This window comes from Pseudomonas sp. FFPRI_1 (assembly GCF_055384485.1).
Map to the genome: position 1 here is coordinate 3,497,758 of NZ_AP029168.1, position 12,256 is coordinate 3,510,013.

Here is a 12,256-nt window from a genome sequence, read left to right on the forward strand (position 1 = left end):
TGTTTGCAACGGTCAATAGGGGATATTTGACGTCATTCTTCAGCACAGTCTGAAAGTGGCCCGAGCTGGCCGGCCAACTGCCGGAAACGCCCCGGGGCGACACCGCTCCAGCGCTGGAAGGCATGGCGGAAACTCGCGGTTTCCTTGAAGCCCAGGGCTTCGGCGATGCGGTAGATGGGCAGGCTGTGCTGCCCCAGCAGTTGCTGGGCCCGGGCATAGCGCAGCTCGTCCAGCAGTTGCTGGTAGCTGGTGTCCTGGGCTCGCAGGCGCCGGCGCAGGGTGCTCGGCGAGCAGTGCACCTGGCGCGCCAGGCTGTCGAAATCCGGCACCGCGTGCAGCTGTTCATTGAGGATGCGCCGCACCTGGTCGATCCAGGTCGGCCGCGCGCTGAGTTCTTCATTGAGGCGGATGCAGCGCTGCAGCATGTCGTTCTGGGTCACCAGGTCCGCCAGGGGCAGGCGCCGGTCCAGCCATTCCAGGTCGAAGCCGATGGCATTGCGCCCGGCATTGAAGCGCACCGGGCAGTTGAAGGCCTGTTCATAGCTGTCCAGGTAGGGCTGGGGGCCATGCATCAGATGCACCTCGTGCAGGGGCAGCGAGCACCCCAGCAGGTCCTGGCAGGTGACCCGGTAGGACGACATGCAGAAGTCGGTGTTGAACACCTCAAGCTCGGTTTCGCTGTACTGGTCGGCGGTGAGCCAGGCCAGGCCGTCGCGGACCTCCAGGTCGAGGTGGAAGAAGGTGCCCAGCAGCAGCGGGTAGCGCAAGGCCAGGGACCAGCCCTCGCGCAGGGTGGCGCTGGTCAGCAGGGTCAGGCCGAACATGCCATAGGCCGAGATGTGCAGGTTGCGCCCCAGCACCAGCCCCAGGTCCTGGCGCAAGGCCACGGCGTTGCTGAACACGCGCATTTCCTGGCTGATGTTGATCAGGCTGTTGGGCAGGTCCAGGTCCGCCAGCTGGATGCCGCTGCCCTCCAGCAGGACCTCGGCGGGCACCTGGCTGTCGCGAAAGGCATCCAGCACCGCTTGTGTGGTGTGCAGGGTAGTCAGGCGAAGTGCGGCCATCATTGACCTCAAGGTGATATCGGGAGGCGAGACTGTAGGGGTTACGCGCGCGCGGTTCAATTGCCCCCTTGCAGGAGCTGGCTTGCCAGCGCAGGCGTCGGCGGGTGTAGCGCCAGGCTTGAGGGCCCTTTCGCCGGCAAGCCGGCTCCTACGGGGCGGGGGTTGGCGCCGATTTCCCAGGCACCGCTCTTGTAGGAGCTGGCTTGCCAGCGAAGGCGTCGGCGGGGCGGTGTCAGGCTTGAGGGCCCTTTCGCCGGCAAGCCGGCTCCTACGGGGCGGCGGTTGGCGCCGATTTCACAGGCACCGCCCTTGTAGGAGCTGGCTTGCCAGCGAAGGCGTCGGCGGGTGCAGCGCCAGGCTTGAGGGCCCTTTCGCCGGCAAGCCGGCTCCTACGGGGCGGTGGTTGGCGCCGATTTCCCTGGCACCGCCCTTGTAGGAGCTGGCTTGCCAGCGAAGGCGTCGGCGGGGGCGGCGCCAGGCTTGAGGGCCCTTTCGCCGGCAAGCCGGCTCCTACGGGGCGGGGGTTGACGCCGATTTCCCAGGCACCGCCCTTGTAGGAGCTGGCTTGCCAGCGAAGGCGTCGGCGGGGGCGGTGCCAGGCTTGAGGGCCCTTTCGCCGGCAAGCCGGCTCCTACAGAGGGAGTGTTCGGCTGGGGTGAACGCGGGTATCAAAAATTCGAAATTCTCTATACGCAGCGCCTTGGGCACTCTTGCCTCTATCACAACAATAAAAAGGTGATGTCCATGTTCAAGCTTTCAAGGGCGCTGTGCTGTGCCGCTGCATTGTTCACCGCCGGCCTGGCCCAGGCCGCCGAATCCACCGGCAACCCGATCGTCATCAAGTTCGCCCACGTGGTGGCCGAGAACACCCCCAAGGGCCAGGGCGCGCTGCTGTTCAAGAAACTCGCCGAGGAACGCCTGCCGGGGCGGGTCAAGGTCGAGGTCTATCCCAACTCGTCGCTGTTCGGCGATGGCAAGGAGATGGAGGCGCTGCTGCTGGGGGATGTGCAGATGCTGGCGCCGTCCCTGGCCAAGTTCGAGCAGTACACCAAGCAGATCCAGATCTACGACCTGCCATTCCTGTTCGACGACCTGGCGGCGGTGGACCGCTTCCAGGCCGCCGAAGGCAAGCAGTTGCTGACGGCCATGCAGGGCAAGGGCATTCTCGGCCTGGCCTACTGGCACAACGGCCTGAAGCAACTCTCGGCCAACAAGCCCCTGCATGAACCCAAGGACGCCCGCGGCCTGAAGTTCCGCGTGCAGGCCTCCAGCGTGCTCGAAGAACAGTTCAAGGCCCTGCGCGCCAACCCGCGCAAGATGAGTTTCGCCGAGGTCTACCAGGGCCTGCAGACCGGCACCGTCAACGGCACCGAGAACACCTGGTCGAACTATGAAAGCCAGAAGGTCAACGAGGTGCAGAAGTACTTCACCGAGTCCAACCACGGCCTGATCGACTACATGGTGATCACCAACGCGAGCTTCTGGAACGGCCTGCCGGCAGACGTGCGCGGCGAGCTGGAAAGCATCATGGCCGAGGTCTCGGTGGAGGTGAACAAACAGGCCGAAGCCCTGAACCAGAGCGCCAAGCAGAAGATCGTCGAGGCCAGGACCAGCGAAATCATCGAACTGACCCCCGAGCAGCGCCAGGCCTGGCGCGACACCGTGCGCCCGGTGTGGAGCAAGTTCGAGGACGAGATCGGCGCCGACCTGATCAAGGCCGCCGACGCCGCCAACCAGCGCCCCTGATCATCCCTCCCGGCCGTCCGCAGCGGACGGCCACTGCTCGTTTCGCGAGGTATCTCTATGCAGTCCCTGAGACGTATCTGGGAGCACCTGGAGGAGGGCCTGATTGCCCTGCTACTGGCGACCATGACCCTGGTGACCTTCGTCTACGTGATGCTCAACAACATCTACACCCTGTTCTTCGCTCTGGCTGACAAATGGGTCGCCAGCAGCGCCTTCTTCAACGTTCTGGGCGACGCCACCATGGGCCTGGCCCAGGACATGACCTGGAGCGTGGCCCTGACCAAGGCGATGTTCGGCTGGCTGATCTTCTTCGGCATCTCCTATGGCGTGCGCACCGCCGGGCACCTGGGAGTGGACGCCCTGGTGCGCCTGACCCCGCGCCCGGTGCAGCGCTACCTGGCGCTGCTGGCCTGCCTGTGCTGCCTGGTGTACGCCGGGCTGTTCATGGTCGCCAGCTACAAGTGGCTGAGCGCGATCATGGCCGCCCATATCGGCGCCGAAGACCTGGATCGCTTCGGCATCCGGATCAGCCACATCGTGGTGATCGTGCCCATCGGCTTTGCCCTGGTGCTGATCCGCTACCTGGAAATCTTCTATCGGATCCTCACCCGGCGCCAGGTCGGCCTGGGCTTGGCGGATGAAGCAGGGGAGGCCAGCAAGCTGGCCGGCAACCACGGGGAGCGTGACTGATGGCCGTGCTCTGTCTGTTCCTGTTCCTGCTGGTGTTCATGTTCCTCGGCGTGCCGATCGCCATTGCCCTGGGCCTTTCAGGGGCGATGTCGATCCTGATGTTCAGCCAGGATTCCCTGAGCTCCCTGGCGATCAAGCTGTTCGAGACTTCCGACGCCTACACCTTCCTGGCGATTCCGTTCTTCCTCCTGTCCGGGGCCTTCATGACCACCGGCGGCGTGGCCCAGCGTCTGATCGATTTCGCCAATGCCTGCGTCGGCCATATCCGTGGCGGCCTGGCGATTGCCGCGGTGCTGGCCTGCATGCTGTTCGCTGCCTTGTCCGGCTCCTCGCCGGCCACCGTGGCGGCGGTGGGTTCGATCGCCGTGGCGGGCATGGTGCGTTCCGGTTATCCGAAGGAGTTCGGCGCCGGGATCATCTGCAACGCCGGGACCCTGGGCATCCTGATTCCGCCGTCGATCGTGATGGTGGTGTACTCGGCGGCCACCGAGACCTCGGTGGGCAAGCTGTTCATGGCCGGGGTGATCCCCGGGCTGCTGCTGGGCCTGCTGCTGATGATCGCCATCTACATCGTGGCCCGAGTGAAGAAACTGCCGGCGCAACCGCGAGCCACCTTCCGCGAGTGGCTGAGCAGTGCGCGCCGGGCTTTCTGGGGCCTGCTGTTGCTGGTGATCATCCTTGGCGGTATCTACAGCGGCATGTTCACCCCCACCGAGGCGGCGGCGGTGGCGGCGGTGTACTCGGCCTTCGTCGCGCTATTCGTGTACCGCGACATGAAGCTGCGGGACTGCCCCAAGGTGCTGCTGGAGTCGGGCCGGTTGTCGATCATGCTGATGTTCATCATCGCCAACGCCATGCTCTTCGCCCACGTGCTGACCACCGAGCAGATCCCCCAGGAAATCACCGCCTGGGTGATCTCCGAAGGCCTGACGCCGATCGGTTTCCTGCTGATGGTCAACGTGGTGCTGCTGGTGGCGGGCAGCTTCATGGAGCCCTCGGCGATCGTGTTGATCCTGGCGCCAATCTTCTTCCCGATTGCCATGAAGCTGGGGATCGACCCGATTCACCTGGGGATCGTCATGGTGGTCAACATGGAGATTGGCCTGGTGCACCCGCCAGTGGGCCTGAACCTGTTCGTGACCTCGGCGGTGACCGGCCTGACCCTGGGCCAGACCATCCGCGCGGCCATGCCGTGGCTGATGATTTTGCTGCTGTTCCTGATCCTGGTGACCTACGTGCCGCTGATCTCCCTGGCCCTGCCCAACTGGCTGGGGATGTAGGAGCCGGCTTGCCGGCGAACCGCGCAGCGGCCAGGCGGTGCCGGTTCAGGGGTTGGACATTGGGGCGCGCCTGCGGGCGCTTTCGCTGGCAAGCCAGCTCCTACAGAAGGGCATATCCCCGTAGGAGCCGGCTTGCCGGCGAACCGCGCAGCGGCCAGGCGGTGCCGGTTCAGGGGTTGGATATTGGGGCGCGCCTGCGGGCGCTTTCGCTGGCAAGCCAGCTCCTACAGAACGATATATCCCCGTAGGAGCCGGCGAACCGCGCAGCGGCCAGGCGGTGCCGGTTCAGGGGTTGGATATTGGGTCGCGCCTGCGGACGCTTTCGCTGGCAAGCCAGCTCCTACAGAAGGGCATGTTTCCGTAGGAGCCGGCGAACCGCGCAGCGGCCAGGCGACGCCGGTTCAGGGGTTGGATATTGGGTCGCGCTTGCGGGCGCTTTCGCTGGCAAGCCAGCTCCTACAGTGGGATCGCGTTGTGGCCTGCCGGGTTCGGTTCAACGACCAATGCCCAGGAGCGGGTCAGGCCGATGGCGCGCGCCACAGGTACCAGGCCGCGGTGGTGCGCCAGGGGCTCCAGGCCTGGCCGATCTGACGCAGTTGCCGGGGGCCGGGCTGTTGCTCAAGGCCTTTCAGGCGGCGGTAGCCTTCGCGTACGCCAAAATCATCCACCGGCAATATGTCCGCGCGCTCAAGGCTGTAGATCAGCAGCATCTCCACAGTCCAGCGGCCAATGCCAGGCAACTGGGTCAGGCGTTCTATCAACTGTTCATCGTCCAGGCCGCGGGCGCTGGCGGCATCGGGCACGAGGCCGTCCAGGGTGGCCTGGGCGATGCCCTGCAGGGTCGCCACCTTGCGCGCGGAGAAACCGCAGCCGCGCAGGCTCTCCAGGCTGGCATCGGCCAGTTGCCGGGGTGTGGGGAAGTCCTGCCCGGGAAACAAGGCGCGCAGGCGGCCGAGTATGGCGTCGCCGGCGCGGGCATGCAGTTGCTGGTAGGCCACCGCGCGCACCAGCGCCTGATAAGGCTCGCGCTCCGGGCGGGGCTGGTGCAGGCAGGGGCCGACGGCGGCGATCAGCGCGGCCCAGTCGGCATCCAGGGCGGCAAGAAAACGAGTGGCGGGGCAGGTGGGCATCGGTGATCCGGAACAGGTGGCGGGGCGAGCGGCAGCTTAGCCCGCCGTCCCAAGGCCTGCACCCGGTCTCTTGCGCTGGAACTCGTGGCCCGGGCCTTGCACCCGGGCGCCGGGTTTTCAGTCCTTGGTCGCCGGCAGGTACAGCCGCTGCAGCACGTAGTGCAGGGAAGCGGCCAGGGTTTCGCCATGGCTGAGTTTTTCAAAACTGTGGTAGTCCAGGGCCAGCCCCGGCACCTGGGCCAGTTGCCCCTGCAACTGCCTGGCGCGCTGGTCGGCCTCGGGCCCCGGCGGCTGGCGCGGGTTGCCCGGTTCGGCGCCGCCACGCATCAGCAGCAATTGCGCATGATGGCCCTGCAGGCGCTCGGCCAGGCCCTGGGCCTGGCCGAGGATCAAGCCGTCGCCCCACCACAGCGAGGGGCTCGCCGCGGCGTAATGCCGAAACTCCCCGGGGTGCTTGAACAGTGCCTGCAGCACCAGCAGGCCGCCATAGGAGTGCCCCCACAGTGTCTGTTGCCCGGCGTCGATCGGCACCTGCGCCGCCACTGCCGGGCGCATGCGTTCGCGCAGCAGTTGCAGGAAGGTTTCGCCGCCGCCGCTGGGTTGCCCGGTCAACGGGTCTTTCTGCTCCGCGATGCCCGGTTGCTGGGGGGTGTAGTCAAAGGTGCGGGCGTTGCGTTCGATGCGCAGCGGGGTCTGGTAACCCACGGCCACCAGCAGCGGCGCCTGGCCCGGGTCCAGGCGCTTGAGCTGCTCGGGGTCGAGGGCGCCGATGGCGGCGTTGCCATCGAGCATCCACAGCACCGGGTAGCCCTGGGCCGGCGGCGCCTGCAGCGGCTTGCCGATCCACAGTTGGTAGTGCCGCTGGCCGTCGGCGGAGTCCAGTTGCAGGCTAGTGAAGCGGTAGGGCAGGTCCTGGCGTTGCAGCAGGCTGCGGTCCATGGGCTGGTCCGGGGCGGGGGCGGCCAGGGCCGCTCCCGCCAGGCCCCAGGCCAGGGCCAGGGGCAGGAAAAAAGTTCTCATCAGGCGTTCTCGGCGGGTTCTTGGTGATGGCTCAGAACGATGCAGTCAGGCTGGTGTACAGGGTGCGCCCGGGTTCGTTGTAGGTGGCGGCGCCGGCGCCGGCGATATTGTTCACGCCCTGGGCATTGCCTTCACGGAACAGGCGCTTGTCGAACAGGTTGTCGACCCCGGCGGTCAGGCTCAGGTTGCGGGTCAGGGCGTAGGTGCCGCTGACCCCGGCAATGGCGTAGGGCGCCAGTTGCTGGGTGGCGCTGCCGGTGACGCGGTCGCCGTGGTAGTCGTACTTCTTCGGCGTCTGTTTGCCGTACCAGGCCACGGTGGCCTGCAGCGACAGGTCCTGGGTGGCCTGCCAGTCGAGCATCGAGTTAAGGGTGTAGCGCGGGGTCACCGAAAGGTAGTCGCCGGTTTCCTTGTTCTTCGATTGCAGCATGTAGGTGAAGTTGTTGTTCCAGGTCAGCTGGCTGGCCAGAGGAATGGTCAGGGTGCCTTCCAGGCCTTCCACCAGGGCCTTGGGTACGTTCTCCCACTGGTAGATCGCCGAGTTGCGGTAAGCACCGCTGCCGCCGCTGGCACGGCTCACCGGCGCCAGGCCGGATTCCACCTTGTTCTTGTAGTCGTTGCGGAAGTAGGTCAGGCCGGCGACCCAGCCGTCGGCCTTGTATTCCAGGCCCAGTTCCTTGTTGACGCTGGTTTCCGCCTTGAGCTTGTCGTTGCCCTGCAGGTAGCAGCTGGTGCTCTGGCCGTAGCAGCCCTGGCCGCGGCTGTAGAGCAGGTAGTCGGAGTTGAGCTGGTACAGGTTCGGCGCCTTGTAGGCGCGGGCGATGCCGGCCTTGAGGGTCAGGCTGTCGCTCAGGGCGTGGGACAGGTTGAGGGATGGGCTCCAGTTGTCACCGACGATGCTGTGGTGGTCCAGGCGCAGGCCCGGGGTGAGCATGGTGCCCGGTTGCAGTTCGATGTTGTCTTCGGCGAACAGCGAGAAGATCTGCGCGCTGGACTGGGTGTCGCGGTTGCTGGAGGTCAGGCCGTTGACCGCGCCGCCTTCGCTGGTGCTCTGGGTGTTGGCGCTGGGGTCGTCGAGTTTTTGCTGGGACCATTCGCTGCCCAGGGTCAGGGTCTGCTCGAAACCGGCATGCAGCGGCAGGTTGAGCTCGCCATGGGCGGTCAGGTCGCGCAGCACTGCGGTGTAGAACTCGCTGTTGCTGAAGATGCCTTCGGTGCCGCCGGCCAGGCCTTCGTTGATCCGGGTGTTGCGGGTCTTCTCGTATTGCAGGTAGGCCATGGAACTGCCGAAGTCCCACTCGCCGCGGTGGGTCAGCGAATAGGTCTCGCGGTAGCTGCGGTTGGTCTCGTGGCCCAGCAGGCTCTGCACATTCTTGTTGCTGTTGGTGTTCTGGGTATCGCCGGTGTAGATGTTGCCCTGGCGGCTGAAGCCGGCTTCGAAGTCCAGGGTCTGGTCCGGGGTCAGGTGCCAGCTCAACAGGCCGTTGAGGTCCTTGTTGCGCACGCCTTCACGGCCGGCGGGCAGGGTGCCGACCTGGTTGCCGGTGCGCAGGGATTCATGGCCGGCGTTGATGTCGGCGTCGTCGGAATCGGTCTTGGCCACGTTGCCGTAGACCCGGTAGCTCAAGGTGTCGGTCAGCGGGCCGTTGAGGCCGAAGCTCATGCGTTGGGTGGCGCCTTCGTCCTTGTGGGTCGGGAACGAGCTGTAGATTGTCGCGTTGCCGTGGGTCTGAGTGCCGGCCTGCTTGGTGACGATATTGATCACCCCGCCGGCGGCGCCGTTGCCGTAGCGGGCCGCCGCCGGGCCGCGGATCACTTCGATGCGTTCCACCTGGTCGGCCGGCACCCAGTTGGTGTCGCCGCGGCTATCGCGTTCGCCGCGCCAGCCGTAGCGCACCGAGTTGCGGCTGCCTACCGGCTTGCCGTCCACCAGGATCAGGGTGTTTTCCGGGCCCATGCCGCGGATGTCGATCTGCCGGTTGTTGCCGCGCTGGCCGCTGGTGGAGTTACCGGTGAGGTTGACCCCGGGCATGGTGCGGATGATCTGCGACAGGTCATTGGCCGGTGGGCGCTTCTGGATGTCCTCGGCGGTGATCACCGAGACCCCCGGCGCCTGCTTGGTTTCTTCCTTGGCGGTGGCGATCACCGACTGCGGTTCCAGCTCCAGGGCCGGCTGGGCCGTGCCGTCGTTGGCGGCCTGCACGGCCTGGCTGAGCAGGCAGCAGCCGGACAGCAGGAAAGGGGCGAAAGGACGCATCGAGCGCATGGACATCGGTGATCTCCGGACAGAAGCAGAAACAGGAAGATCACGAATGATAATGACTGCTATTTGCGAGTAAAGCGCATTAACTTTCTAAACACTTCCAGGCCTGGACCAGGCCTGTTTTGCGCGCAGGTGCGGTTGTTGCCGGGCCTAGGCGGCGGGCAGCAGCAGGTGCATGCACAGCCCGGGCTGGCCATTGCTGGCCCAGATCCGCCCCTGGTGCAGCTCGACGGCGCGCCGGGCGATGGCCAGGCCCAGGCCGAAACCGTCGCCCTGGGCCGAGTCCAGGCGTTGGTAGGGCTGGAAGATGCGTTGCAGGTCCTGCTCGGCGACGCCGGGGCCCTGGTCTTCCAGGCACAGGTGCCAGTACGCGCCTTCGCGCCAGCCGCGCAAACTCACCCGGCCGTCGGCGGGGGAGTAGCGGATGGCATTGCGCAGCAGGTTCTCCAGGGCCTGGGCGATGCTGTCCAGGTGCACCTGGACCCGGCAGTCGGCGTCCAGCAGGCAGGGCAGGCGCTCGGCGTCCCAGGCGCTTTCGAAGCAGGCATCCTCGCGTAGGGCTTCCCAGATCGACAGCACCTGCACCGGCTCGGTGGCCAGTTGCGGGCGCTCGGTGTCGAGCCAGGCCAGGTCCAGGGTGTCTTCCAGCAGGCGCTGCATGTCGGCGATTTCCCGGTCCAGGCGCTGACGCAACTGCTCCTCTGGCAGTGCACTGTCATGGGCGATGCGCAAGCGCGCCAGGGGCGTGCGCAACTCATGGGACAAGGTGCGCAGCAGCAGGCGCTGCTGGGCCAGGCTCTGGCGCAGGCGCTCGGCCATGTGCTCGAAGGCCAGGGCCAGCTCCCCCAGCTCGTCGTGGCGGTTCACCAGGGGCGTGCCCAGGCCCTGGCTTTCCAGGTCGTCGGCGCGCAAAGCATCGGCGCGGTCGCGCAGGCGGTTCAGCGGCAGCACCAGGTGGCGGTACAGCAGCAGGCCGAGCAGGGCGGCCAGCAGGGTCGGCACCACGCCGTGGCTAAGCAGGTGGGTCCAGGGTGTCAGGCCACTGGGCAGCAGGCGCTCGGGCAGTTGCAGCACCAGCCGGCCCTGCTCCGGGTGTTCGGGGAACTCGATGCTGACGTAGGGCAACTGGTCCTGCAGGCGCCGGCTCATGGGCCAGTCGAGCTTGCGCATGAAGGTCAGGCGGCTGGCTTCTTCAGCGGTCAGCGCGGTGCTGCCCAGGCGTTGCAGACGCTCGCCCAGCACCGCGACCCAGGTGTCTTCCTCGGCGGCCAGGCGTTGTTCGAAAGCGTCCACCGCCGCCGCGCCGCCCTGGTGCCAGGCCGCCTCGGCCTGCTGGGCGTAGCTGGCCAGGTACTGGCGGTCGGCAGGGGCGAGGAAATAGGTGCTGCGCTCGGCGGACAGGCCCCAGGTCCAGATGATCCAGGTCAGCAGCAGGCAGAAGCCGATCTGCAGCAGGGCCAGTTTCCACAGCAGGGGATGGCGGCGCATCAGGGGCGTTCCGCTTCCACCAGGATGTAGCCGGCGCCGCGCACCGCCTGGATCTGCAGATGTTGCACGCCCAGTTCGACGAGCTTGCGCCGCAGGTTGCACACGTGCACGTCCAGGCCGCGATCCAGGCGGGTGTAGATGCGGTGCAGCACCTGCTGGTAGAGGAAGGGTTTGCTCAGGGTTTCCCCGGGATGCTCGCGCAGGGTCACCAGCAGCCGGTATTCGGAACCGGTGAGGCCCGCGGCGCGGCCCTGGTGCAGCACGTCCTGGGCCTGGTCGTCGAAGTCGAGGTCCGGGTCCTGGCGCGTGGCCTGCTGCTGTTGCACCCGGGCCATGCGCCGCAGCAGGGCGTCGGCGCGGGCATCCAGTTCGGCCAGGCTGAAGGGCTTGGGCAGGTAATCGTCGGCGCCCCGGGTGAAGCCGGTGATGCGGTCCTGCTCGGCGCCCAGGGCCGACATCAGCATCACCGGCGTGCCCTGTTCGTGGCGCAGGGTGTCCAGCAGTTCCAGGCCGTCCATGCCCGGCAGCATGATGTCCAGCAGCACCAGGTCGAAGTGGCCGGCCCGCACCGCGGCCAGCCCCTGGCGGCCGTCGGCGCAGGGGGTGACGGTAAAGCCGCGCTGGCGGAAATGCAGGTCCAGGTCGTCGCGCAGTCGGGCGTCGTCTTCGACAAGAAGCAGGGAGGGAGTCATGGAGGAGGGCACGTGAAGGAAAGGGGTTTAAATGAGAACGTTTAACATTCGCGAATATTGCAGCAATGGCCCTGGCTATGCAATTGCCATGTTGGCTGGAGGTGACCGGAATCAATTAAACAAAAAGTTGTTAATTCAACAAAACGTTGATAATTTTTGCTGCCGTTTTACTCACCGAGAGCACCATGACCCCCACTGCCGACCCCGTCCTTGCCGAGCGCCAACTGGTCCTGCAGGTGCTGCACGGCACCCTGAAGATGCTGGCGGGTGTGGTCGGCCCCCATGTGGAAATCGTCCTGCACGACCTCGACCAGCCCGAGCGTTCGATCGTCGCCATTGCCAACGGCCATGTCACCGGGCGTCGAGTGGGTGGCCCAGTGCTGGGCGGCCCCCGGCATGACCTGGGGTTCGCCGCGGTGTTGCGGGCCCTGGAGGACCGCTCCGGGAGCACGCCCCTGGTGCTGGAAAACTACCCGACCCAAGCCCCCGACGGCCGCGAGTTGCGCAGTTCCACCGTGGTCTTTCGCGACAGCGGCGGGCAACCCTTTGCCAGCCTGTGCAGCAACAGTGACCTGAGCGGCATCGCCGCGGCCCACGCCTGCCTGGGGCAGATGCTGGGGCTGGGGGCTGTGCCCGAGCCGCGAATCGCCGAGCCCCAGGACATGGAGCAGTTGCTGGCCCAGATCATCCAGGGCGCCTGTCCCGGCGGCGCACGCATGACCCGGCAGCACAAGCTCGACGCCGTGCGGCAGATGCAGGACCGCGGCGTGTTCATCGTCAAGGGCGGGATCGAGAAGGCCGCCGCGGCCCTCGGCGTGACCCGCTACACCATCTACAACTACCTGGAACAGATCCGCGCCCAAGGCGCCGAGGAATGACCGCG

At 66.5% G+C, this 12,256-nt stretch carries 10 protein-coding genes; 4 read left to right on the plus strand and 6 right to left on the minus strand.

Features of this window, described 5'->3' with window-relative positions; all coding sequences use genetic code 11:
• Nucleotides 1–32: 32 nt before the first annotated feature.
• Entirely contained in the window at nt 33–1,064 is a 1,032-nt protein-coding gene (locus ACZ5BO_RS15650) for an AraC family transcriptional regulator (protein ID WP_464700866.1), read from the minus strand.
• A 744-nt stretch (nt 1,065–1,808) separates the two neighbouring features.
• Between ACZ5BO_RS15650 and ACZ5BO_RS15655 the strand changes: the two genes are divergently transcribed.
• The 3 genes from ACZ5BO_RS15655 to dctM are packed head-to-tail and all read left to right on the plus strand — an operon-like array spanning nt 1,809 to nt 4,780.
• Entirely contained in the window at nt 1,809–2,810 is a 1,002-nt protein-coding gene (locus ACZ5BO_RS15655) for a TRAP transporter substrate-binding protein (RefSeq protein ID WP_464700868.1), read from the plus strand.
• A gap of 57 nt (nt 2,811–2,867) precedes the next feature.
• Entirely contained in the window at nt 2,868–3,500 is a 633-nt protein-coding gene (locus tag ACZ5BO_RS15660) for a TRAP transporter small permease (protein WP_464700870.1), read from the plus strand.
• Nucleotides 3,500–4,780, plus strand: coding sequence for a C4-dicarboxylate TRAP transporter large permease protein DctM (gene dctM, locus ACZ5BO_RS15665; RefSeq protein WP_025128218.1), 1,281 nt, complete (start codon nt 3,500–3,502; stop codon nt 4,778–4,780). The genes ACZ5BO_RS15660 and dctM overlap by 1 nt, the downstream gene beginning before the upstream one ends.
• Before the next feature lie 518 nt (nt 4,781–5,298).
• Here dctM and ACZ5BO_RS15670 read toward each other — a convergent pair.
• The 5 genes from ACZ5BO_RS15670 to ACZ5BO_RS15690 all read right to left on the minus strand — a co-directional run bounded on the left by ACZ5BO_RS15670 (nt 5,299) and on the right by ACZ5BO_RS15690 (nt 11,373).
• Nucleotides 5,299–5,910 (minus strand): DNA-3-methyladenine glycosylase family protein, encoded by a 612-nt coding sequence (locus ACZ5BO_RS15670; protein ID WP_464700873.1) that lies wholly within the window; start codon nt 5,908–5,910, stop codon nt 5,299–5,301.
• Between the two features lie 117 nt (nt 5,911–6,027).
• Complete coding sequence (locus ACZ5BO_RS15675) at nt 6,028–6,930, minus strand: alpha/beta hydrolase (RefSeq protein ID WP_464700875.1); 903 nt, start codon at nt 6,928–6,930, stop codon at nt 6,028–6,030.
• A 31-nt stretch (nt 6,931–6,961) separates the two neighbouring features.
• Nucleotides 6,962–9,196, minus strand: a complete 2,235-nt coding sequence (locus ACZ5BO_RS15680; RefSeq protein WP_464701286.1) for a TonB-dependent siderophore receptor — start codon at nt 9,194–9,196, stop codon at nt 6,962–6,964.
• Nucleotides 9,197–9,343: 147 nt separating this feature from the next.
• On the minus strand, nt 9,344–10,681 hold the full coding sequence (locus ACZ5BO_RS15685) for a HAMP domain-containing sensor histidine kinase (RefSeq protein WP_464700877.1): 1,338 nt from the start codon (nt 10,679–10,681) through the stop codon (nt 9,344–9,346).
• Complete coding sequence (locus ACZ5BO_RS15690; RefSeq protein WP_025128223.1) at nt 10,681–11,373, minus strand: response regulator transcription factor; 693 nt, start codon at nt 11,371–11,373, stop codon at nt 10,681–10,683. Before ACZ5BO_RS15690 ends, ACZ5BO_RS15685 begins: the two co-directional genes overlap by 1 nt.
• A 185-nt stretch (nt 11,374–11,558) precedes the next feature.
• On the opposite strand from ACZ5BO_RS15690, the gene ACZ5BO_RS15695 reads away from it, so the two are divergent.
• Nucleotides 11,559–12,251, plus strand: a complete 693-nt coding sequence (locus tag ACZ5BO_RS15695; RefSeq protein ID WP_464700879.1) for a helix-turn-helix transcriptional regulator — start codon at nt 11,559–11,561, stop codon at nt 12,249–12,251.
• Nucleotides 12,252–12,256 lie beyond the last annotated feature (5 nt).